Origin of the sequence: Sneathiella sp. HT1-7, assembly GCF_020731145.1 — a bacterium.
Classification (GTDB): Bacteria; Pseudomonadota; Alphaproteobacteria; order Sneathiellales; family Sneathiellaceae; genus Sneathiella.
On the sequence record NZ_JAJFZN010000001.1, the window covers coordinates 526,714 to 548,037 of the forward strand.

25 protein-coding genes are annotated in these 21,324 nt (G+C 51.3%); 6 read left to right on the top strand and 19 right to left on the bottom strand.

The features are described from left to right. Positions 1-65 precede the first annotated feature (65 nt). The 13 genes from LKE13_RS02560 to urtA form a co-directional block, all read right to left on the bottom strand. Positions 66-461: a type II toxin-antitoxin system MqsA family antitoxin gene (locus LKE13_RS02560; protein WP_227948128.1), complete on the bottom strand. Its 396-nt coding sequence runs from the start codon at positions 459-461 to the stop codon at positions 66-68. 120 nt (positions 462-581) lie between these two features. Further along, complete coding sequence (gene ureG, locus LKE13_RS02565; RefSeq protein WP_227948129.1) at positions 582-1,196, bottom strand: urease accessory protein UreG; 615 nt, start codon at positions 1,194-1,196, stop codon at positions 582-584. Next, positions 1,193-1,912, bottom strand: a complete 720-nt coding sequence (locus tag LKE13_RS02570) for an urease accessory protein UreF (RefSeq protein WP_227948130.1) — start codon at positions 1,910-1,912, stop codon at positions 1,193-1,195. The genes ureG and LKE13_RS02570 overlap by 4 nt, the downstream gene beginning before the upstream one ends. Continuing rightward, positions 1,869-2,342, bottom strand: a complete 474-nt coding sequence (gene ureE / locus LKE13_RS02575) for an urease accessory protein UreE (RefSeq protein WP_227948131.1) — start codon at positions 2,340-2,342, stop codon at positions 1,869-1,871. The genes LKE13_RS02570 and ureE overlap by 44 nt, the downstream gene beginning before the upstream one ends. A 3-nt stretch (positions 2,343-2,345) precedes the next feature. Next, positions 2,346-4,058 carry an urease subunit alpha gene (gene ureC, locus LKE13_RS02580; protein ID WP_227948132.1) on the bottom strand — a complete coding sequence of 571 codons (1,713 nt, stop codon included), beginning with the start codon at positions 4,056-4,058 and terminating at the stop codon, positions 2,346-2,348. A 1-nt stretch (position 4,059) separates the two neighbouring features. Further along, on the bottom strand, positions 4,060-4,377 hold the full coding sequence (locus tag LKE13_RS02585; protein ID WP_227948133.1) for an urease subunit beta: 318 nt from the start codon (positions 4,375-4,377) through the stop codon (positions 4,060-4,062). 10 nt (positions 4,378-4,387) lie between these two features. Then, on the bottom strand, positions 4,388-4,690 hold the full coding sequence (locus LKE13_RS02590; RefSeq protein WP_227948134.1) for an urease subunit gamma: 303 nt from the start codon (positions 4,688-4,690) through the stop codon (positions 4,388-4,390). Positions 4,691-4,702: 12 nt separating this feature from the next. Next, positions 4,703-5,569 (bottom strand): urease accessory protein UreD, encoded by an 867-nt coding sequence (locus LKE13_RS02595; RefSeq protein ID WP_227948135.1) that lies wholly within the window; start codon positions 5,567-5,569, stop codon positions 4,703-4,705. Then, positions 5,541-6,236 carry an urea ABC transporter ATP-binding subunit UrtE gene (gene urtE, locus LKE13_RS02600; protein ID WP_227948136.1) on the bottom strand — a complete coding sequence of 232 codons (696 nt, stop codon included), beginning with the start codon at positions 6,234-6,236 and terminating at the stop codon, positions 5,541-5,543. The genes LKE13_RS02595 and urtE overlap by 29 nt, the downstream gene beginning before the upstream one ends. A gap of 2 nt (positions 6,237-6,238) precedes the next feature. Next, on the bottom strand, positions 6,239-7,015 hold the full coding sequence (gene urtD, locus LKE13_RS02605) for an urea ABC transporter ATP-binding protein UrtD (protein WP_227948137.1): 777 nt from the start codon (positions 7,013-7,015) through the stop codon (positions 6,239-6,241). Continuing rightward, positions 7,012-8,142: an urea ABC transporter permease subunit UrtC gene (gene urtC / locus LKE13_RS02610; protein WP_415776490.1), complete on the bottom strand. Its 1,131-nt coding sequence runs from the start codon at positions 8,140-8,142 to the stop codon at positions 7,012-7,014. The genes urtD and urtC overlap by 4 nt, the downstream gene beginning before the upstream one ends. A 51-nt stretch (positions 8,143-8,193) precedes the next feature. Further along, on the bottom strand, positions 8,194-9,831 hold the full coding sequence (gene urtB, locus LKE13_RS02615; RefSeq protein WP_227948139.1) for an urea ABC transporter permease subunit UrtB: 1,638 nt from the start codon (positions 9,829-9,831) through the stop codon (positions 8,194-8,196). An 85-nt stretch (positions 9,832-9,916) separates the two neighbouring features. Further along, a complete protein-coding gene (gene urtA / locus LKE13_RS02620) occupies positions 9,917-11,203 on the bottom strand; it encodes an urea ABC transporter substrate-binding protein (protein WP_227948140.1) in 1,287 nt (428 codons plus the stop codon). Positions 11,204-11,557: 354 nt separating this feature from the next. Between urtA and LKE13_RS02625 the strand changes: the two genes are divergently transcribed. Beyond that, complete coding sequence (locus LKE13_RS02625) at positions 11,558-12,868, top strand: alpha/beta hydrolase family protein (protein ID WP_227948141.1); 1,311 nt, start codon at positions 11,558-11,560, stop codon at positions 12,866-12,868. Positions 12,869-12,950: 82 nt separating this feature from the next. On the opposite strand, the gene LKE13_RS02630 is transcribed toward LKE13_RS02625, so the two are convergent. Beyond that, positions 12,951-13,157 (bottom strand): cold-shock protein, encoded by a 207-nt coding sequence (locus LKE13_RS02630; RefSeq protein WP_227948142.1) that lies wholly within the window; start codon positions 13,155-13,157, stop codon positions 12,951-12,953. Between the two features lie 373 nt (positions 13,158-13,530). Between LKE13_RS02630 and LKE13_RS02635 the strand changes: the two genes are divergently transcribed. Beyond that, a complete protein-coding gene (locus tag LKE13_RS02635; RefSeq protein WP_227948143.1) occupies positions 13,531-13,974 on the top strand; it encodes a hypothetical protein in 444 nt (147 codons plus the stop codon). On the opposite strand, the gene arfB is transcribed toward LKE13_RS02635, so the two are convergent. Then, positions 13,971-14,390 carry an alternative ribosome rescue aminoacyl-tRNA hydrolase ArfB gene (gene arfB / locus LKE13_RS02640; protein ID WP_227948144.1) on the bottom strand — a complete coding sequence of 140 codons (420 nt, stop codon included), beginning with the start codon at positions 14,388-14,390 and terminating at the stop codon, positions 13,971-13,973. The two genes, LKE13_RS02635 and arfB, sit on opposite strands and share 4 nt — an antisense overlap. 133 nt (positions 14,391-14,523) lie before the next feature. On the opposite strand from arfB, the gene LKE13_RS02645 reads away from it, so the two are divergent. After that, on the top strand, positions 14,524-15,327 hold the full coding sequence (locus LKE13_RS02645) for a formate/nitrite transporter family protein (RefSeq protein ID WP_227948145.1): 804 nt from the start codon (positions 14,524-14,526) through the stop codon (positions 15,325-15,327). A gap of 12 nt (positions 15,328-15,339) precedes the next feature. Here LKE13_RS02645 and LKE13_RS02650 read toward each other — a convergent pair whose 3' ends face one another. Continuing rightward, a complete protein-coding gene (locus tag LKE13_RS02650; protein ID WP_227948146.1) occupies positions 15,340-15,573 on the bottom strand; it encodes a YdcH family protein in 234 nt (77 codons plus the stop codon). A gap of 226 nt (positions 15,574-15,799) precedes the next feature. On the opposite strand from LKE13_RS02650, the gene LKE13_RS02655 reads away from it, so the two are divergent. Further along, the gene (locus tag LKE13_RS02655) at positions 15,800-16,252 is read left to right on the top strand and encodes a hypothetical protein (protein ID WP_227948147.1); all 453 of its coding nucleotides are present in this window, start codon (positions 15,800-15,802) and stop codon (positions 16,250-16,252) included. On the opposite strand, the gene LKE13_RS02660 is transcribed toward LKE13_RS02655, so the two are convergent. Next, positions 16,245-17,219 (bottom strand): NADPH:quinone oxidoreductase family protein, encoded by a 975-nt coding sequence (locus LKE13_RS02660; RefSeq protein ID WP_227948148.1) that lies wholly within the window; start codon positions 17,217-17,219, stop codon positions 16,245-16,247. The two genes, LKE13_RS02655 and LKE13_RS02660, sit on opposite strands and share 8 nt — an antisense overlap. Before the next feature lie 108 nt (positions 17,220-17,327). On the opposite strand from LKE13_RS02660, the gene LKE13_RS02665 reads away from it, so the two are divergent. Then, positions 17,328-18,263, top strand: a complete 936-nt coding sequence (locus tag LKE13_RS02665) for a winged helix-turn-helix transcriptional regulator (protein ID WP_227948149.1) — start codon at positions 17,328-17,330, stop codon at positions 18,261-18,263. Here the strand turns inward: LKE13_RS02665 and LKE13_RS02670 are convergent. Continuing rightward, positions 18,226-19,893, bottom strand: coding sequence for an AMP-binding protein (locus tag LKE13_RS02670; protein ID WP_227948150.1), 1,668 nt, complete (start codon positions 19,891-19,893; stop codon positions 18,226-18,228). The genes LKE13_RS02665 and LKE13_RS02670 overlap by 38 nt on opposite strands. A gap of 56 nt (positions 19,894-19,949) precedes the next feature. Beyond that, complete coding sequence (locus LKE13_RS02675) at positions 19,950-20,744, bottom strand: enoyl-CoA hydratase/isomerase family protein (protein WP_227948151.1); 795 nt, start codon at positions 20,742-20,744, stop codon at positions 19,950-19,952. Between the two features lie 120 nt (positions 20,745-20,864). Between LKE13_RS02675 and LKE13_RS02680 the strand changes: the two genes are divergently transcribed. Next, the gene (locus LKE13_RS02680) at positions 20,865-21,290 is read left to right on the top strand and encodes a PaaI family thioesterase (protein ID WP_227948152.1); all 426 of its coding nucleotides are present in this window, start codon (positions 20,865-20,867) and stop codon (positions 21,288-21,290) included. Positions 21,291-21,324: the final 34 nt, after the last annotated feature.

Sequence of the window (21,324 nt, forward strand, 5' to 3'; positions counted from 1 at the left end):
TACTGTAGATGCATCATTTGGCTATTGTTTTCTGCGGTCGCGAGCCCGCTGATTCACGGCTGATCTCAGCGTTGCAACTCAACCATCAATTCAGGATATTTAGAAACCAGCCGCAGCAGATTATTCATCGGCTTTGAAATAGTCACCTTTCCCGTTTCATACTTTTGAAAAGCATTTGGACCCCCACCGAAAATTTGTCCGGCACGACGTTGCGACAGATTAAGATCAACGCGAATTTCACGGATTTTCTCCGGCGGCATAACCCCCAGATATTCTGCCTTTAAATCGGCCTTGATCCGCTCAACGTCACTCCACGCACTTTCCTCCACCATGCCTTCACCGCAATCTGCATTACTGCAAAAAAGGCCAGGCAGATCAGCATAGCTTTGCATATGCTTGTATTTAATTTCATATGTACGAATTTGACGTTCAACGTCGCCGCCGCAAAGTGGACAGGCCATAAATAATCCTCAAAAATATATTCACTGAAATAATAACTATCAAAGAGTTGCGTCTCTAACAACAGACTGTGGCACCATTATGGCGCCGACTCATGACAGTTCTCTTTCAATGATACGGCATCACAATCCACCCTTGTCTATGATGAAACTTGCTACGCTCTCCACGCCGTCCCCTGCTTTGATATTCGTGAAGACAAAGGGCCGCTCACCTCGCATCTTTTTTGAGTCTCTATCCATCACGCCTAGATCAGCACCGACATAAGGAGCCAGATCAATCTTGTTTATGACGAGTAGATCGGATCGAGTAATGCCGGGTCCGCCTTTGCGTGGAATTTTATCGCCAGCGGAAACATCAATGACATAAATTGTGATATCGGCAAGTTCCGGGCTGAAGGTCGCGGCGAGGTTATCCCCACCGGATTCAATCAAGATGAGCTCTAGCCCTTCAAATTTTTCCGAGATATCCGCAACAGCGGCAAGGTTGATCGACGCATCTTCACGAATGGCCGTATGCGGGCAGCCGCCCGTTTCAACCCCGACAATCCGGTCAGGTGAGAGAGCCCCGGACCGGGTCAAGAATTCCGCATCCTCGCGAGTGTAAATATCATTGGTGATTACTGCTATATTAAAATCCTCACGCAGATGCTTGCAAAGTGCGTCGGTAAGCGCGGTTTTGCCGGAGCCGACCGGTCCTCCAATGCCAACGCGCAAAGGTCCGTTATGTACTGACGTCATGACCTGAATAACCTCGTATACTGTGTTTCATGTGAAGCGGAGCACCAGTCAACCATCAGGGTGGCGGAGCCCAATTCGCCCAAGGGTGTTTTAATTGCGATAGCTGTAATTCGTTCCACCTTATCTGCCATGGCGGCAATTGCGCGCTGCCCATCCGTCTGGCCCAGCGGAACAAGCCGAACAGCAGCAGATACAAGGTTGGAAACAAAACCGTGCAAATATGCGGTGAGCGTTTCGCTCAAGGGAACCCCATGATCTGCGGCGACAATACCCACGGCAATCGGATGAATTAGCTGACCTTGCCAGTATTCGGCCAATACCGCCAGCGTCTTTGCCTCTGTGCTCACATTGCCAATAACGCCCACGAAGGCGCGGCCCTGTTGCGTCGTTTCAAGCGCTATTTCCTTTGTCGGTGCAAAGGCATTCCCAATCTCGGCGACCTCCTTCAAAGCCTCCATATCCTGATCGATTGTGGCCCAGTAGGCCGCCGCCAGCAAAACGCAATCGGATTTGCCGCTGCCATATTCCAGAATATCAGTAATCCAAGGCACCAGATTGTTTAGGCTGGTTACGAGCCCTTCCTCAACCGCGAACTCAATACCGTGGCTGTAGGTATAGGAGCCAATCGGATAAGATGGCGACATCCAGGACATCAGGTTAAAAAGCGCACGATTATCCATGATGATGCCCGTGGCTATGGCCTTGCGTCTCACCATGCCCATAAGCCCCGCCTTCGGGATTAAAGGGAGCATCCAACCGCATGACCGTCGCCCCTAATTTTTCGGCCATCTCTTCAATCACATGATCCTGCCGAATGCGCAGACGATCCCCCATTAACTCCGTTGGTAAATGGCGATTTCCCAAATGCCAGGCAACGCGTACCAGATGCGCCAAATCCTTGCAGCGGATATCCACAACTGGCTCATTGCGAGCGCGCACGCCAATACCGGATCCGTCTTCCAGCAGGAGGATGTCGCCATCACGCAGGGTTTTCAGTTCCGGCATATCCAGAAGGAACGCCATACCATTGTCGGTCTCAAGCTTCAGCCGGCGACGACAGCGGTGATCAAAATCAAGCGTGACCGTGTCACACACCACGCCATCAAATGGCGTGGAGGAGCTGTAAATGGCGCGTGCATGCTTCATGGTCTAATACATAAAATAGCGTTGGGCCATGGGAAGCTCCGTTGCCGGATCGCAGGTGAGCAACTCCCCGTCCGCGTGAACCATATAGGTCTCCGGATCAACATCTATTTTCGGTGTCGCGCTGTTATGAATCATCGACGCTTTACTAATACCTGAGCGGGTATTTTTCACCGGCAAGAGATCTCGCTCCAACCCCAGCTCGCCTTTCAGATCATATTGGAGTGACGCCTCGCTCACGAAGGTGACCGAACTTGCCGTCAGGCTTTTGCCAAACGCACCGAACATTGGGCGATAGTGAACGGGCTGCGGTGTCGGGATGGAAGCGTTCGGGTCTCCCATGGGCGCCGCGACAATTGTCCCGGACTTTAACACCAGATCAGGCTTCACCCCAAAAAATGCGGGGGACCAGAGAACCAGATCGGCAAGCTTGCCTGCCTCGACCGAGCCAACATAAGTATCTATGCCCTGTGCGATTGCCGGGTTGATCGAGTATTTAGCGATATAACGCTTTACGCGGAAGTTATCATTCTCCCCCGTTTCCTCCGCCAGCCGTCCGCGCTGTTTCTTCATCTTGTCGGCCGTTTGCCAGGTGCGGATCAGGACTTCGCCGACCCGTCCCATCGCCTGGCTGTCTGAAGCAATAATGGAAAATGCGCCCATGTCGTGAAGGATATCTTCGGCGGCAATCGTCTCTTTTCGAATACGGCTCTCGGCGAAGGCCACATCTTCGGGGATATTAGGGTCCAGATGATGGCATACCATCAACATATCGAGATGTTCATCAATCGTATTGATCGTGAATGGCCGCGTTGGATTGGTGGAGGAGGGAATCACGTTCGGCTCCCCGACGACCTTGATAATGTCCGGGGCATGCCCCCCGCCTGCGCCTTCCGTATGAAACGCATGGATCGTCCGCTTCTTGAAGGCAGCAACCGTATTCTCGACAAATCCAGATTCATTCAGGGTGTCCGTATGGATGAGTACTTGAACATCCATGTCATCAGCAACGGAGAGACAGCAATCAATTGCGGCAGGCGTGGTGCCCCAGTCTTCGTGTAGCTTAAGGCCGCAGGCCCCCGCCTGTACCTGCTCCACCAGAGCGTCGGGAAGGCTCGCGTTGCCTTTTCCAAAAAACCCGAGGTTCATCGGAAAAGCTTCTGCCGCCTGCATCATCCGCGCAAGATGAAAAGCCCCCGGGGTACAGGTCGTTGCGTTCGTTCCGGTCGCCGGGCCCGTGCCACCACCCATCATGGTTGTCACACCGCTATAGAGCGCGTCATCGATCTGCTGTGGGCAGATGAAGTGGATATGAACATCAAGCGCGCCCGCGGTAAGGATCTTTCCCTCCCCTGCAATAACCTCGGTCGACGGACCAATAATAATATTGACGCCAGACTGGATATCGGGATTTCCGGCCTTTCCGATTGCATGTATTTTGCCATCACGCAAGCCAACATCGGCCTTGACGATTCCCCAGTGATCAACAATCAACGCATTGGTGATCACCGTATCGACGGCGCCATTTGCCCGCGTGACCTGAGACTGGCCCATGCCGTCGCGGATGACCTTTCCGCCGCCGAACTTGACCTCCTCGCCATAGGTCGTGAAGTCCTTCTCAACTTCGATAAATAGTTCCGTATCCGCAAGCCGGACTTTATCCCCCGTTGTCGGGCCAAACATGCCCGCATAGGCGCCCCGTGAAAAGGTTACCGCCATTTTACTCTCCCTTATCCAGCGGGCCCATAATGGCCTGATTAAATCCATAGACGGTACGCGTGCCCGAAAGGGCGACGAGATTTACATCCCGTGTCTGACCAGGCTCAAATCGGATGGCCGTGCCGGACGGGATGTCAAGACGGAACCCTTTTGCGGCTGCACGATCAAATTCAAGGCCGCTGTTTGCTTCGGCAAAATGAAAATGGCTGCCAACCTGGACGGGTCGGTCTCCAGTGTTGGAAACCGTGAGGGTCATGGATTGACGACCGGCATTCAGCTCAATTTCGCCGGCGGCGGGAATGATTTCTCCTGGTTTCATCTCGTGCTCCTTATCGAATGGGATCATGCACGGTGACCAGCTTGGTCCCGTCGGGGAAGGTGGCCTCGACCTGAACTTCATCGATCATCTCGGCGATCCCGTCCATGACTTGCTCCCGGCTGACGACCGTTCCGCCTTCACTCATCAGGGTCGCCACGGATTTACCGTCACGCGCACCCTCAATAACAAAATCTGTAATGAGCGCGATGGATTCGGGATAGTTCAGCTTCACCCCCCGCGCCAGCCGCTCGCGCGCCACCATGGCCGCTAGCGACACCAGCAATTTGTCCTTTTCCCTCGGTGTAAATTGCATTTTTCGCCCTTCTTATTGATTTTCCCACACTTTTGGCAGCGCTACGGTATGCCCTGAAAGTTCTGTCCGCATTCGCGTCAAAATACGTGCAAGACTTTTCCGTAGCTCATAACCGCTATCCGCCAGCACCCGTATGATCAGCAATTCATCCCGGCAAGTAACTGCTGCCCGCACGCAGTTCTCACGCACTGAGTCTCGCGCCACGTCTTGATAGCTCTCGGCCTGATCGTCCGCGATCAGGATTGTGGCCATCCCTTTTGCGCCGGCAAGTACTGCCGGGCGGAGAGATTTGGCGTGAATGTCACCTTCCAGAACGAAATTATCGAACCAGAGAAGCTTTCCATTTCGCCAGACCTTCCATCCGTCCTGAAGACTCGCGGCCCTCAGAGTTTCTCCATGGGCCGTTCGGCCAAACAGGGTCGCCTCAAGAGCTATTAAACGACTTCCCGCTTCCAGATACACAGTGTTCATCCGGCGAAGACGGCCCTTCTCAAAAAGGATTGTCTCTTGCGGCAACCATTCAAGAACTGCCCCGCGCGCAACATGTATCTCAGCCTCTATCACTGCCATTGATCCAACGGAACGGTAGATTTTTTCGGCCGCCTGCCCCGATATGGTAAGCCCCGAGCCCTCATCTAGCGTGATCTGATAGGACATATGATCTCCGCCAGTCAGACCGCCCGCTGTATTGATCAAAACGGCTTCGGGATAGTCGGCGTGATCAACGGTAGGAAACCGGACCCGTCCGCATCCGCGCTGATACAGATGCGCAAGCTTCGAGCCGGACTCTTTGACGCGATACCTTAACTCCACGCGCCCTTCTGACCGGGCGAGCGCGGCAGGAGCGTGATCAGACTGTAAGGTATTTTCGAACGTCACTTTCCAGCATATCCTCTTTCGCTCCGGCCAGAACGACCTCCCCGCGATCCATAACAGCGAACCGGTTCGCGAGATCGCGTGCAAACTCGAAATATTGTTCCACAAGCAGGATGGCCATGTCTCCGCGATCTCTCAATATTTCGATAACATTGCCAATATCCTTGATAATCGATGGCTGAATTCCTTCAGTTGGTTCATCTAGAACAAGAAGCTTCGGTCGCATAACCAGTGCCCTGCCAATTGCTAATTGTTGTTGTTGTCCGCCGGACAAATCGCCACCTCTCCTTTTTAGCATATCCTGAAGGATAGGAAACAAATCAAAGATCTCTGAGGGAATATATCTTTCCTTGAGAGGAAGCGCGGCGAACCCCGTCTTGAGATTTTCATGTACCGTCAAAAGCGGGAATATTTCGCGCCCTTGCGGAATAACCGCAATGCCCTCCCGGGCACGCTGATGTGCGCTCATATTGGTAATGTCCTTGCCATCCCAGCTGATTTTTCCGCTTGAAACCGGATGCTGTCCGACAATGGCGCGCAAGGTGCTGGTCTTTCCGACACCATTACGCCCGAGGAGAGAGGTAACCTCTCCCTTCTTTACCTCCAATGATACATGGCGCAACGCCTGGCTCGCCCCATAAAAAAGATCGACATTTTCAACAATCAACATGATCAGCGCCCCAGATAAACTTCGATAACGCGTTGATTATTCTGAACAGTATCGAGGCTGCCTTCGGCAAGCACTGATCCTTCATGCAACACGGTCACTTTTGAATTCAGTGCACGGACAAATTCCATGTCATGCTCAACCACAACAACCGAATGGGTCGCCGAAATTTCGCGCAGCAAGATGGCGGTCTGTTCCGTTTCCGCATCAGTCATTCCCGCCACAGGCTCATCTACAAGCAGAAGGTCCGGGTCCTGCATCAGCAACATGCCAATTTCCAGCCACTGTTTCTGGCCATGAGATAAGCTACCCGCCAGATCGCCGGCTTTTTCCGTGAGGCGGATGACACCGAGAACTTCCATAATCCGCGCGACTTCCGCATCGTTAAGCGCCGCGAAGAGCGTCGTCATGACCCCCTTCTCGCCCTTCAGGGAAAGCTCCAGATTATGAAAAACGGTCTGACTTTCGAACACTGTCGGTTTCTGAAATTTACGACCAATGCCGAGATTGGCGATATAGGCTTCGTCATGCTTGGTAAGATCGACACCACCTTTGAAGAAAATCTCCCCCGTATCCGGTTTTGTCTTGCCGGTAATAACATCCATCATCGTCGTTTTACCCGCACCGTTCGGTCCGATAATCGCCCGCATTTCCCCCGGTTCAATCACTAAACTGAGGTTATTCAAAGCCTTGAAACCATCAAAACTGACACTCACCCCATCAAGATAAAGGATTGAGCTCAAACCCTGATGAACAGATTCATTTGCTTGCGTAGTCATCATTCTTCTTTCACAGGCAGGGGAATACCAATATCAGGACTTCCCTGCCGTGTATTCTTCAGTTTTTCGATCCAGATAGCGGAGGTCCCAACAATCCCTTTCGGCAGGAATAATGTCGCGAAGACAAACAGCCCACCCAACATATAAAGCCAGGCTTCCGGAAAGCTGCCGGTGAAGTAGCTTTTCCCCCAGTTGACAATAAAGGCACCCAGAACCGCGCCCCAAAGGGTACCACGACCTCCAACCGCGACCCAGATCACGACTTCAATCGAATTGGCCGGTGAAAATTCGGATGGATTAATAATCCCGACCTGCGGTACGTAAAGCGCGCCCGCAATACCTGCCAGAACCGCTGAAACTACGAACACGAAAAGCTTGTAATACTCCACCCTATAGCCCGAAAATCGGGTCCGGCTTTCCGCGTCGCGAATGGCGACAAGCACTCGGCCAAGTTTGGATTGAGTAATAAAGCTACACACCAGATATCCGAAGGCGAGCGCAATCAGGGAGGCGACGAATAGCCCCAGCCGCGTTCCTGTTGCCTGTAAATCAAAGCCGAGAATGTCCTTGAAATCCGTGAGACCGTTGTTGCCGCCGAACCCCATGTCATTGCGGAAGAAGGCCAGAAGTAAGGCATAAGTCATAGCCTGCGTAATGATCGAGAGATAGACACCGGTCACGCGCGAACGAAAGGCAAACCAGCCAAAGACAAAGGCAAGTAACCCCGGAACCAACATCACCATCAGCATGGCAAAGGGAAACATATCGAAGCCATACCAATACCAGGGAAGTTCCGTCCAGTTGAGGAAGACCATGAAATCAGGGAGGATCGGATTGCCATATACGCCGCGATCCCCGATCTGGCGCATCAAATACATGCCCATGGAATAACCGCCCAGTGCGAAAAAGGCGCCATGACCCAAACTCAAGATACCAGCGAAGCCCCAGATAAGATCAACACTTAGTGCAAGAAGCGCGAAGCAGACGTATTTTCCCATCAGACTAACCAGATAGGTCGGCACATAAAAAGCTGAGCTCTCGGGGAGTAGAGTATTGCTCAAAGGAACAAGGAGGGCGGCAACAAGAAGAATCCCCAAAAACGTCTTGCCGCCGCCCGGAAGACCCGTCATGAGGGATACGAACGGGCCTTTGTGAGATTTGTATATCGCGTCAACCATGGCTTAATTCTCCACAGCCCGACCCTTGAGGGCGAATAGCCCTCTTGGTCGTTTCTGGATAAACAAAATGATGAAAACCAGGATAAATATTTTGGCGAGAACCGCCCCAGTATAAGGTTCGAGAAACTTGTTGGTGACGCCGAGGCTAAGCGCACCGACCAGCGTGCCCCACAAATTCCCGACGCCGCCAAAAACGACGACCATGAAGCTGTCAACAATATAGGCCTGACCCAGGTTGGGACTGACGTTATCAATCTGGCTCAAGGCGACGCCCGCCATACCCGCAACACCAGAGCCCAGACCAAAGGTCATGGCGTCCACCCAACCGGTCCGGATTCCCATCGAGGAAGCCATCCTGCGGTTCTGGGTAACGGCGCGCATCTGCAGACCAAAGGCGGTTTTTCTTAGTACCAGCATCAACATTAAGAGTACTGCCGCTGCAAAAAAGATAATAGCGATCCGGTTATAGGTGAGCGCGAGACCGCCAGTAATTTCCCATGTGCCGCTTAACCAATCGGGAGAGGAAACCTCTTTATTCGTCGGGCCGAAAATTGTCCGGACAAATTGTTGCAAGATCAGACTCAAACCCCAAGTCGCAAGCAGTGTTTCAAGCGGGCGTCCATAAAGGAAACGGATAATACTGCGCTCAATCGCAACACCGCATAGGCCGGAAACAATAAATGCGGCCGGTATAGCGGCAACCAACGAATAGACAAGTAGGTCTGGCGCGAAGTTGCGGCAAAGTTCCTGCACCACATAGGTCGTATAGGCACCAATCATCACCATTTCGCCATGCGCCATGTTGATAACCCCCATCACCCCGAAAGTAATGGCAAGACCGATGGCCGCAAGAAGAAGCACGGAACCGAGCGAAATGCCCTGAAACACATTTTCCACGATGCCAAGCATGGCAAGTTTTTCATCGACTTTGGCCAGCGCGTCACCCACAGCTTTCGCAAGGGCCTGATTTTCAGGTGACGGATTTTGAATGGCGGCGAGCCTGTTCGCTTCGGCGCTTAGAAGTGATTTAACTTCCGGGTTTGATTGCTCCTCTAGTATAAGGAGTGCTTCAGCCTGCACTTCCGAAGTATCGCCGTGCACAAAGTTCAACGCCGCCAGCGCGCGTCGCATAGCCGCAGCTACTGTTGCATCGGTCTCCGCCTCCAGCGCATCGCCTAACGGAACAATCATTTCTTTCGGTCGGCTTTTGAATACCGAGTCGGCTGCCTTCAGTCGCAATGCGGGGTCTTCGTTCAGGAGCGTTAAGCGACCGAGGAGATCCTTTATAAGTCCGCGCATCTTGTTGTTGATACGGATTTTGGAAAGATCGCTGCTTTTGACCACGCCGAGGTTTTCTTCAGTAATGATATCCGTGATCTGATAGCCATCGTTCACTTTTTTACGGGAGACAAGCCGGTCATCGGATTTTATGGCGTAAAGGTCCCCCTCGAGGAGCGTTTCCAGTAGAAAGGCAGACCGGGCACCGCCTGACGCAGCAATCGCCTCTGTCGCCTGAATTTTGTCGCTATATTTTTTTGAGAGCAGGCCCTTCGCAGCGTCCGCCAGATCCGCAGAAGCGGAGGCCTGGGTCGCCAGCAGGAAAAGCAAAGCCGCGATTATGGTTTTGATTGTAATCCGCATGGGGGTAACCGGATTCTCGCAAAGTTATGTTAGGGGAAGGAAGGGTCGGCCGCTTGCCGACCCTTCAGCTTTAGCAAGGCGATGATTAGTACATCGGCTTTTCGCAGCCACCACAGACATAAGGATATGTCCAGTCAGCTGTCAGTTTTGCGCTTTCCGGAATGAAATCGCTCCAGGCATCGCCAACGACGACATCTTCCGTCCGCCAGACAGTTTCGATCTGGCCATCGTCCTGGATTTCACCGATCAGAACCGGTTTGGACAGGTGATGGTTTGTGTTCATAACGGCTGTACCACCTGTGAGGTTCTTAACCTCCTGGCCGTACATTGCCTGACGAACCGCATCCACATTAGTGGTACCAGCCTGCTCTACAGCCTGCGTCCACATTTTGAAGCCGATATAGGTTGCTTCCATCGGGTCGTTGGTAACTCGCTTGTCGTCACCAATAAAGGCTTTCCACTGCTTGATGAACGCATCATTTTCTTCGCTTTCCATGCTCATAAAGTAGTTCCATGCCGCGAGGTGACCAACGAGCGGTGCTGTATCAAGACCGGCGAGTTCTTCTTCACCAACAGAGAAAGCCACAACTGGAATATCAGCTGCATCGATGCCCTGGTTGCCGAGTTCTTTATAGAAAGGAACATTGGCATCACCGTTTATAGTAGAAACCACAGCAGTTTTCTTGCCTTCAGAACCGAACTTCTTGATGTCAGACACGATCGTCTGCCAATCGGAATGACCGAACGGCGTGTAGTTGATCATGATGTCCTCTTCTGCGACACCCTTCGATTTCAGGAAGGCTTCCAGAATCTTGTTGGTTGTGCGCGGATAAACATAGTCGGTACCGGCCAGCACCCAACGCTCGACGTTACCGCCTTCTTCGCTCATCAGATATTCAACCGCCGGGATTGCCTGCTGGTTCGGCGCAGCACCGGTGTAGAATACATTGCGGGAGCTTTCCTCGCCTTCATACTGAACCGGGTAGAAAAGCATGCTGTTCAGCTCTTCAAATACCGGCAGGACGGATTTGCGAGACACTGACGTCCAGCACCCGAAAACGACATCAACTTTTTCCACCTCAATCAATTCACGCGCTTTTTCTGCGAATAAAGGCCAGTCAGATGCCGGATCAACGACGACCGCCTCAACCTTTTTACCCAGAAGGCCGCCCTTCTTATTGAGATCGTCCACCATCATAAGGACAGCATCCTTCAAGGTGGTTTCTGAAATAGCCATCGTGCCGGATAGGGAGTGTAGTACCCCGACCTTGATCACGTCGTCCGCAGCCTGAGCGGAGCTCAGACCGAAAGCGCTGGTTGCCAACATGGCTGCGCCCGTAATCACTCCTGCGACTTTGCGTAGTCCTAACATTTTAATGATGCCTCCATTAGCCCATTGTCATTTTTGTAGTGCCGTACAAAAAGCAAAGGCCGTGCCAGAAATTCAAGTCTTTTCGCCGAATGGTGGTAAGTGACTGATAAGTAAAGAATTTATTAACTAGCATCCGCTTCACAGAGGATTTTAGGTTGAGTAAAAACTGATCAAAAAGAAATTTGTGCTCATAATTTAAGCAAATCCCGTGATTTTCGCGCGCCGACCGCAATTTCTGTTTATTTTTTAGGCATTCCCCATCGCGGTTAATATTATTTCTGTGGTTTTTTCACCTGCCGCATGAAAATATTGACGTCGGGAATGGGCCATCAGCCCACGATCTGGGAGGGAAAAATGAGAAAGATATTAAAAATTGCGATGATGGGATTGATTATGAGCAGCACGGCATTCGCGACAGAAAACAGGGTTGACGGATTACGCCCCGACGCGCCCGAGCTGGCAAAGCGTGGCGACTATGCTGTTGGTGTCCGGACAATTCAGCTCACCAATAAAGATCAAGTAGATATCCTGAAAGTTGAGGCCGACAAGCTACTCCCCAAATATGACCGACCGCTAACCGTAGAGGTTTGGTATCCATCGGACGGAACAAACCGGGGCGGCGAATACAACAACGTTTATTTGCGGGATGGAAAGACACAGGTAACGCTCTATGGCCAAGCCGTCCGCGACGCGGCACCGGCAGCACCCGCAACAGCGTATCCTTTAGTCATTATCTCGCATGGTTATCCGGGAAATCGCTTTTTACTCAGCCATCTGGCGGAGAATTTGGCCTCCAAAGGATATGTCGTCGCGTCCATAGATCATACGGACAGCATGTATCATGACAAGGCCGCCTTCGGCAGCACATTGGTCAACAGGCCGCTTGATCAAAAATTCGTTTTAGAAGAAATGGACCGCCTTGGGAAGGATACAAACAGCTTCCTGCACGGGCTGGTAAACGCAAACGATACGGGGCTGATCGGTTATTCGATGGGCGCCTATGGGTCCGTTATAACGGCGGGTGGTGGCGTCACGAAGGCCGCGACCGAACTCGCCTGGGGCGCGCCAAATGGCACTCTAAAGCCGATGATGGCAGGCAGCAAGGAACATGAAGCCATGCTGGACAATCGTTTCAAGGCGATCGTTTCTATCGCGCCATGGGGCATGACATACGGTTTCTGGGATGCAGAAGGTCTAGCCGGGGTGCGCGTGCCGATGTTCTTCATCGCGGGCAGCGTCGATGATGTTTCGGGATACGAAAAGGGCACAAAAGCAATATTCGAGAATGCCGTGAATACAGATCGTTACTTGCTGACGTTTGAAAACGCTAATCATAACGCTGCGGCGCCGATCCCCGCACCAGCAGAATCATGGAATCCGGTCGAAAATCTGGATTTTGTTCCCTTTGATCATTATGCAGATGCTGTTTGGGATACGCTCCGCATGAATAATATTACGCAGCATTTTGTCACAGCCTATTTCGATTCTCACTTAAAAGGGGATGACGCGAAACAGAGTTATCTCGATATTATCGAGACGGCTAACGATGGCGTCTTCGCTATTGAAAAGGATGGCACGCCAAAGCCCGAGCATACTTACTGGAAAGGTTTCCAGAACCGAACGGCAAAAGGTCTGAAGCTGGAACATATACAAAAGGCGAAATAACGTTAGCTACGACTTGAAAGACGTTCAGACATAAAAAAGCCGCCGTCAGTATTAGCTGACGGCGGCTTTCAATTAACGCAAACTAGAGCAGAGTGATGTTTTCTGCAGAAGATTTGCCGTTCTTGCCAGCTTCGAGGTCATAAGAAACCTTCTGACCTTCGTTTAGGCTCTGAAGCCCGGCGCGTTCAACCGCCGAAATATGGACAAATGCATCATTTGAACCATCTTCAGGCTCAATAAAGCCAAAACCTTTTGTCGGGTTGAACCATTTTACAGTACCTGTAGCCATAGTATTATTCCTTTATAGCAACATGAAACGCGCGGCCCGCACCTTGCAGACCTACGGTTTTCGTAACGATCACATTGTCAGGGATAACTAAGGTAACCAGCGTACCGATTATTTAGGCAAGTCAAAACGAATGTAACACGTGATGCCTACATATAGATTATTATCAACAAGTCAATGATTTGTGAGATATATTAAGATGACGGCAGCAACTATTCCAACTTCTTGAAGAAAATCCATAAGAAGACATTGGGCCGATTGCCTCGAAGAGCGGCGAACGAATCAGAATGGAATGTGGACTTGAGCAACACCGTATTTCTTATTTGTAGAAGCGATAGAGGTTAGGGCATAAGATTTTCAAAAAAGGAGTTATGACTTGGAGACCGCTAGAGCCATAATCGGATCCGGAACAATTTCCAATTTTGAGTATATAACATACCAAATTGGATATGAACGTCTGCATCAAATACAGATTATCGAGAAAGTTGGAAGACGCGAACGAATCGGCTTATACAACGAACTTTTAGCCCTAAATAAATCAAGCTCCTTCTTTTGCATACTTGACAACAGAGGAAATTTTGAAAACATCCTGTCCTTTGATGACATTAAGTATCTTGATAGCATACTGATCGACGCCGGGATAAAATATTTCTATGGCGCCACTGTCACGAACGATACGGCATATCCATTAGTCGTTAAAATGGCGGAGGGGAATGCTGTGTTGAATAATCTGGACGGAGAAATAGTCGCCACAGACAGCATAAGTGAAGCAGAAGAATTTATTGCTGAAAAAATTGCAATGGTGGATTCCCATCGCTAGTCCAAGCCAACTTTTCCCCGAGTCCTTTTAAGCCCGGCGCGCCTCTGTTTCTTCTCAAGACGTCGCTGCTTGGACGCGTAAGTCGGTTTGGTCGGTCGCCGATATTTGGGAACGATAGCGGCCTCCTGTATCAAGCCAATAAGCCGTTCCAGAGCGGCCTTCCGATTGCGATCTTGGGACCGGTATTCACTAGCGCTGAGGACGAGAACCCCGTCTTTCGTCATCCGCTGCCCGGCCTGCTCCTTTAACCGCGCAAAAATATGCGGCGGAAGGTTTGGACTGTTTTTTGCATCGAAACGCAGCTGTACTGCGGTCTCGACCTTGTTGACATTCTGCCCGCCAGGGCCAGACGCCCGGATAAAGCTCTCGATGATTTCCGAGTCATCCAGCGTGATATTGTCATTAATCCTGATCATAATGCTTCGGTTAAACAGAAAAATGGTTATAAAGGCAAGACCTGCTGCATACCGCGCCTACCGAAGCCGCCATTGTATAACTGAATGTAATGCGTACAATTTCTATGAATTCCTTCAATCGGAGTCATAAATTATGCCAGCCAATCCCGTGGATCTGGGCATCGATGCTTTTAGCCCGAATGAAGTAGCGCAAAGAGTCCAAGCGAGCGGTATTGCAAAAGCCCGGCTTGGCTTTTTGCAAGTTCTAATGCTTGCCGTCTTGGCAGGCGCATTTATTGCGCTGGGCGGAGCGTTTTACACGCTGACTGTAACTGGAAGCGAACTTGGTTTCGGCATAACCCGGTTTTTGGGCGGCATCGCCTTTTCACTTGGCCTCATTTTAGTCGTGATTGGCGGCGCCGAGCTTTTCACCGGCAACAATCTCATCGTCATGGCCTGGGCGAGCCGCGAAGTGACCCATCGTGAACTTCTCCGCAATTGGCTCATCGTCTATATCGGTAACTTTATCGGTGCTATCGGCACGGCGGTCATGATAAGCCTCTCAGGCGTGCTTTCGATGGGTGACGGAGCTGTCGCCGAAACAGCGATTAATATTGCAAATGCCAAGCTCTCCCTTTCTTGGCAGACAGCCTTCTTTCGGGCTATTCTATGCAATACGCTTGTTTGCCTCGCGGTCTGGATAAGCTCTGCCGCACATAGTGTCAGCGGAAAAATCCTAGCAATTATTTTTCCGATTTCTGCCTTCGTCGCACTCGGATTTGAACATTCCGTCGCCAATATGTACCTGATACCAGTTGCTTTTTTCGAGGGATCCGCAACCGTTACGATCGGTGGATTTTTAGCTAACCTGCTCGTCGTAACTATCGGGAATATTCTGGGCGGTAGTGCCCTCGTCGCATTGGTTTATTGGCTTATATACCTCCGAAAAAGCTCATAAGCATTCCCAAGCCTAACTCAGATATGCACTTATCTGATCTTTGAGCGCAAGGCGCTGGCGTCGAAGTTGCTTTTCAAACCCTTCATCCGCTGGCTCCACATTTGTCTCAATCCTGTGAATTTCCCGATTGATCGAATGATACTCTTCCGCAAGCTTTGCGAAATGGGCATCCGACTGCGTCAGTGAATGGATCTGGTCTTTTGATTCAGGAAACTCTTCGGCAAGTTCATGCGGGACATGTGACATAGTCATACTCTCCAAACGGATTTAAGGTTTTATTATACTTATAAGAACTAGGTCATTTAGGAACAGGCGCAAGATGTCGGCATTGATTTGACGCAATTAGGGTTTGGGTACCCGACCTAATTTACCGATTCCGTCACTCACGTAATAGTGAGACATCGTGTGCCCGACACGCGCCGGATTCTGTTATCACCAACGGAATAGTTCTTCAAATTGAGGGAGAGTAACGGTGATAAAAAACCCTGATACGCGCGACGCGGTTGCCCTGTTGATCTTGCGTCTTGGCCTTGCCTGGTTTCTTTTTGTCTGGGCCGTGAACAAGATTATCGAACCCGGTCAATATACGCGCATCTGGGGTTATTTTCATGGCGTAGATATCGGTGCCACCACGCCCTATGTTATGGGTGCAGCACAGATCGTGATATGTGTGATGGCCGCTATGGGGCTTTGGCGCGTCCTATCCTATGGCCTTCTATTCCTGATGCATCTCGTCACCGTGGTCGTGATTTTTCCAAGTCTGATCGCCCCGTTCGTTATTGAGGATGGCTTTCCTGTAAACCGCAACAACGCCATTGCTCTCGCGGCGCTTGCCGGTTTTGCATCACTTTGGCTGCTGCGACACCGGGATCACTTTTCACTTGATGTCTGGCTACAGCAACGCAAACGGGAAAATCTCAGCTAACCTGAATAAGGGTTTTGCCGATGGCCTGTTGATTTTCAAGGCGTGCCAGCGCCGTTTTTGCCTGCTTGAGCGGAAATGTCCGGTCGATGGCGGGCTTCACATGCCCTTGCACGCAGAGATCAAAAAGATCAGTCATCACTTTGTTTGAAATTTCCGGCTCATGCCAAGCCGTTGTTGACCAGTTCGCACCCATCACCGAATATGATTTGATCAGCGGCATATTCACCCCAAGCTCCGGGATGCGACCCGAGGCAAAACCAACGATGAGCATCCGCCCACCCCGCGCCATACGCCGCGAACAAATTCCGAAAAGATCGCCTCCGACAGGGTCATAGACAACATCAACCCCATTGTTATCGGTTAGTTCCTTCAGCCGCTCATTCAAATCTTCTTCGGTATAGTTGACCACTTCATCGGCCCCAGCAACCGTCGCCGAATGCATTTTTTCTTTGCTGGAACAAACGGCGATAACACGCGCCCCAAGCGCCTTACCAATTTGTACAGCATAATTACCTGTGCCACCGGCCGCGCCGAGAACAACCAGCGTTTCGCCTTCCTTCAATTGCCCGCAATATTTCAAACCATACATCGCCGTTCCACCAGCGAGCGGAATGGCCGCGCCGGTATCAAACGGTATGCTGTCGGGTAATTTAAAGCACATCTGCTCCCGAACGGAAGCAAACTGTCCAAGTGCGCCTTGCCCCATACCGACGATCCGATCACCGGCTTTTAGTCTTTGGCAACCCTCTCCCGTTTCGCGCACGATGCCGGAAAATTCAAGGCCCAGTACAAAGGGAAGCTCCGGTTGATCCTGATACAGACCTCTCGGTTGCAGGACATCGGGAAAATTCAGCGCCGCCGTATTGACTTCGACAATCAGTCCGCGTCGGCGCACAGTTGGTTTTGGAAATTCGCTTAATTTCAGGCCATCGAGGCCCGTTATCTCACTAACAACAATCGCTTTCATTTTTATTGTTCCGTCTTGTTGTTCTATTAAGGGAAGATACTCTTAAAAGTCTCATATTGCAAGTATAAAAGTCTCGTACTGAAAGCATATAAATGATATATAATCTATATGTTAAAGCATGAAATCCTTCCGGACAGCCGTTGTTCCGTTGAACGATCCTTCGAAATTCTGGGTGGCGCCTGGACCTTCTTGGTACTGAGGGAGGCCCTGTTTGAAAATGTCGCTCAATTCGATAGTTTCCAGACCAATCTCGGAATTGCCCGCGAATCCTTGAAACGTGTGCTCAACCGTCTCGTGCGCAATGGGGTGATGGATCATCGACCTCTTGTACCGGGTGGCTTGCGAAAAGGATATTTTCTGACGGAACAGGGACGGGACCTGTTGCCTGTCCTGGTGGCCGCGCTTAACTGGGGCGAAGCTTGGGCCAGTAATGGCCCCACACCCGAGCGCCTGATCCACAAAAACTGCGGATGCCCTCTTAAGCAGGCGGTTGTATGCTCTCATTGTCATACGACAGTTGACCCGCGGGACGTCAGCTTCACAAGCCGAATAAGAAACCGGAGTAAAGGCCGGGAAAAGTTTGCAAAAATGCGCTATGTGGAGCAGGAACTGCTGGAACGACAAAAGCCAAGCTCCATCGCGCGCACTATGGCGACAATCGGCGACCCTTGGAGTTTTTTGATCATTCGGGAATGTTTTTACGGCGTCCGGCGATTTGACGCCTTTCAACAACGGCTTTCGATTGCCAGCAATATCCTGACGGCTCGCTTGAAAAGAATGGTCACCGCAGGTGTTCTGCGGACCCAGCCGATCATCGATCAACCCCATCTTTCAGAATACCGTTTAACTGAGAAGGGGATGGCGCTATATACCCTCCCGCTTACCATCATCGCCTGGGGCGACAAATGGCTTGCCGGGGCGAATGGCCCTCCGCTGATACTGACGCATAAACGCTGCGACCATGTTTTCTCAGCAGAGCTGCGTTGCCTTAGTTGCGACATAACCGTCACCCTTGAAGATGTAGAGTATCAGGCGCTGACTTGACGCTTCCCGCCGCGACAATTCTTTCTGCCCATTTATAATCCGGCTTACCGTTAGCATGCCGCATTACTTCTTCGACGATAAAGAACGCCTTAGGTAATTTATAGCGGGCGATATGTTGCGCGCCCTCGCCGACCAATTCGTCATTAGTGACCATCATACCGGCATGAAAAGAGACAACGGCTGTGACTTCCCGTCCCCATCGTTCACTGTCCCGACCCACGACCAAAACATCCTTTACTGCAGCGTGATTTTTGATCGCCTCTTCCACTTCCTCGGTAAAGATTTTCTCACCGCCACTATTGATGACAAGGGAATCACGACCAAGTAGCCTGACGACATTTCCCGGAAGCAGTTCCGCCCTATCACCGGCGATTGCAAAACGTTCCCCATCCATCTCAAGGAAAGTTTTCTTCGTTGCAGCTTCATCATTGAGATAGCCAATGGGCACATAACTCTTTCGGGCCCACCAGCCCGTTCCCTCATGTCCAGGCTCAAGAAGCGCGGTTCGGCTATCGTTCAAGACAGCGTTTCCCGGTGACATCCGGAAAGTACCGGGCTGATTGTCATCAATATCCTCCACATGCTGGCCTTGATTTCCCCCTTCAGAGGAGCCCAGAAAATCGAGGATGCGGGTCTTGGGAAGCAGTTCAGTTAATGCACGCTTGGACTTGGCCGACAGATGAGCACCGCTGTTCAAAAAAAAGCGCAGTGAGCCTAACTCATGCCCGCCCTTCTTTATTTCTTCGATCAACGGTAAAGCAAACGCATCACCGACAATCGAGATCATGACAACATTTTCACGATCAATTATGTTCAGGACATCCACAGGATCCAACAGGTCAACGCGATCCTGAATAACCACCGTGTTCCCGGCAAAAAGACCCATGATCGCGTTCCACTGTCCCGCCGCATGCATGAACGGTGGCGCTGGAAGGACCGGCATTGTCCCCTCTGATGCAATGGCGGCGACTTCGTCAAGGCTATTAATAATGCCTTTGTCGGAAAGTCGCCGCCCGCCCAGAACCGAGATCCAAATATCCCCCTGCCGCCAGAGCACGCCCTTCGGCCGACCGGTGGTGCCTCCGGTGTACAGGATATAAAGATCGTCCAGGCTGTAGGATAGATCCGGCGAGATTGGCGAAGCCGCCGCGATCAGACTTTCATAGTCAATCGCCTCCTTGATAAAACGAGGCCCCCCGTCATCAATTTCAATGAAGCAAGTCAAGCTCGGCACTTGATCGCGTATGGCTGCGAGCTTTTTGCCGAAGCTCCGCTGATACACAATCACGCGCGCCTCAGCATTATTGAGAAGATAGACAAGCTCCTCCTCGACATATCGGTAATTTACATTAAACGGGGCGAGCCGCGCCTTGAACGCACCGAACATGGCTTCAAGATATTCATTGCCGTTATGGAGATAAACTGCGAGACGGTCTTGACCAGACTCCCAGTCCTGCAAATCTTTGCGTTCTTTATGACACCCGAACCCAAGCTCAAGAAATGCATTGGCAAGACGATTGGAGCGCCCCGCGAATTCCGCAAATGTCCATTGCTTGCCCCGACAAACAATTGCCGTTCTTTCGGGGACGGCGGCAGCGACGCAATCAAGGACCTGTGGTAAGTGAAACATAATGTTTATATGCTTTCGGGCCGCGATTGTCACTGCGGCCCGAAAATCAACCCCTTCTAGTCAGCCCAGAAATCCTTCGAAAGTTCCCGACGCTTCTTTCGGCTGTCCGCACTCTTGAAATCCTTGAGGCCCGATGATCCTCTTGCATAAGGCATAATCGGCACTTCGAAGGCTAACGCACCTTGAACCGGCAGATCCGCACTCTTGTTCAGGGCAAATTTGGTTCGGCGCACTGTAATGGGATGTTTCTGCAGCATGATATGTGTCAACTGCGCAACCTGATCATCCAGCTCTTCCGGCGCGACAACGCGATTGACGAGATCATAGCGCTCCGCTTTTTCCGCGGTAAACATCATACCAATAAGGTTCCATTCCTTTGCTTTACGGCGGCCGGCAAATTTTGGAATACGCGACAGACCACCCCAACCCGGCGTGATATCCCAGTCAATCTCGGGCATGCCCCAACGCGAACGGTCCGTCGCGACAACAAAATCGCAGACGAGCGTAAGCTCCAGTCCGCCGCCCGTGCAAACACCATCAACGGCGGCAATGGTGATCGGCGTCAGATCCTCAATCAGCTGTACCGTTTCCTGATAGAGACGAACCTGCCAATAGGATTCATCTCCCTTCCATTCGTTGAATTCCTTGATATCGTCACCAGCGCAGAAAGTATCCCCGGCACCGCGCAGGATCATGACCCGGCATTCCCGATCCGCGCGCACGGCAAGGATGGCGGCTTTCAGCTCTGCGGAAAGCTCCCGATCCAACGCGTTATGCACTTCCGGCCGGTTCAATGTTATGGTCGTCACTGTGTCCTGGCGGTCAAAGATCAGTTTTTTATAGTCGCTCATTATTGTTTTCCTTCCCGTTAGGTAATTCTTGTTTAGCGATACTACTTTCGTTATAAGATTTATAGAAAGTCTAATAACGAAAGTCAATGCACAAATTTGGCGAAAGAAAAAGGCGTAAAAATGGCGCAAAATAGCGAGATGAAACCACCGCCGGAAGGCTTCGTTCAAAGCCGCACCCGCGGCCCCTTCTCATCCCATAACGGACCGTTTTTCCATAAGGTAGACGGCGACAAGTTCTGGCATGGCCTCTATGTTACCGCGTTGCATTGCAACTCGCGCGGACGCCTGCATGGCGGCATGATGACGACCTTTGCCGACGGCCTCCTTGCGACCGCCGTGGCCCGCGCCAACAAAATCCCCGCCGTTACAATCAACCTGAACTGCGACATATGCTCAGGCGCCGATATAGGCGACTGGCTGGAAGGAACCGCACGTCAAACCGGCCTCAATGACGGCTTCGCTTTTGTTGAGGCCAGAGCCTGGGTCGACGAAAAAATTGTCTTCAGCGCAAGCGGGGTGTTTCGATTGCTAGAAAGGAAGGGTTGAGCGAAAAAGCAATTAGGTCACAAAAAAGCCCCGC

Coding starts and splice junctions, on each gene's coding strand:
- urtE (WP_227948136.1), bottom strand. CDS start 6,236: ATGTTGATTGTTGAAAATGTCGATCTTTTTTATGGGGCGAGCCAGGCG.
- urtB (WP_227948139.1), bottom strand. CDS start 9,831: ATGCGGATTACAATCAAAACCATAATCGCGGCTTTGCTTTTCCTGCTG.
- ureC (WP_227948132.1), bottom strand. CDS start 4,058: ATGGCGGTAACCTTTTCACGGGGCGCCTATGCGGGCATGTTTGGCCCG.
- LKE13_RS02665 (WP_227948149.1), top strand. CDS start 17,328: ATGTTAAAGCATGAAATCCTTCCGGACAGCCGTTGTTCCGTTGAACGA.
- LKE13_RS02670 (WP_227948150.1), bottom strand. CDS start 19,893: ATGTTTCACTTACCACAGGTCCTTGATTGCGTCGCTGCCGCCGTCCCC.
- arfB (WP_227948144.1), bottom strand. CDS start 14,390: ATGATCAGGATTAATGACAATATCACGCTGGATGACTCGGAAATCATC.
- LKE13_RS02630 (WP_227948142.1), bottom strand. CDS start 13,157: ATGGCTACAGGTACTGTAAAATGGTTCAACCCGACAAAAGGTTTTGGC.
- urtC (WP_415776490.1), bottom strand. CDS start 8,142: ATGACGGGTCTTCCGGGCGGCGGCAAGACGTTTTTGGGGATTCTTCTT.
- LKE13_RS02560 (WP_227948128.1), bottom strand. CDS start 461: ATGGCCTGTCCACTTTGCGGCGGCGACGTTGAACGTCAAATTCGTACA.
- LKE13_RS02625 (WP_227948141.1), top strand. CDS start 11,558: ATGAGAAAGATATTAAAAATTGCGATGATGGGATTGATTATGAGCAGC.
- urtD (WP_227948137.1), bottom strand. CDS start 7,015: ATGATGACTACGCAAGCAAATGAATCTGTTCATCAGGGTTTGAGCTCA.
- LKE13_RS02590 (WP_227948134.1), bottom strand. CDS start 4,690: ATGCAATTTACACCGAGGGAAAAGGACAAATTGCTGGTGTCGCTAGCG.
- ureG (WP_227948129.1), bottom strand. CDS start 1,196: ATGACGTCAGTACATAACGGACCTTTGCGCGTTGGCATTGGAGGACCG.
- LKE13_RS02675 (WP_227948151.1), bottom strand. CDS start 20,744: ATGAGCGACTATAAAAAACTGATCTTTGACCGCCAGGACACAGTGACG.
- LKE13_RS02650 (WP_227948146.1), bottom strand. CDS start 15,573: ATGTCACATGTCCCGCATGAACTTGCCGAAGAGTTTCCTGAATCAAAA.
- LKE13_RS02585 (WP_227948133.1), bottom strand. CDS start 4,377: ATGAAACCAGGAGAAATCATTCCCGCCGCCGGCGAAATTGAGCTGAAT.
- LKE13_RS02660 (WP_227948148.1), bottom strand. CDS start 17,219: ATGAAAGCGATTGTTGTTAGTGAGATAACGGGCCTCGATGGCCTGAAA.
- ureE (WP_227948131.1), bottom strand. CDS start 2,342: ATGAAGCATGCACGCGCCATTTACAGCTCCTCCACGCCATTTGATGGC.
- LKE13_RS02680 (WP_227948152.1), top strand. CDS start 20,865: ATGGCGCAAAATAGCGAGATGAAACCACCGCCGGAAGGCTTCGTTCAA.
- LKE13_RS02570 (WP_227948130.1), bottom strand. CDS start 1,912: ATGGTGAGACGCAAGGCCATAGCCACGGGCATCATCATGGATAATCGT.
- LKE13_RS02645 (WP_227948145.1), top strand. CDS start 14,524: ATGCCAGCCAATCCCGTGGATCTGGGCATCGATGCTTTTAGCCCGAAT.
- urtA (WP_227948140.1), bottom strand. CDS start 11,203: ATGTTAGGACTACGCAAAGTCGCAGGAGTGATTACGGGCGCAGCCATG.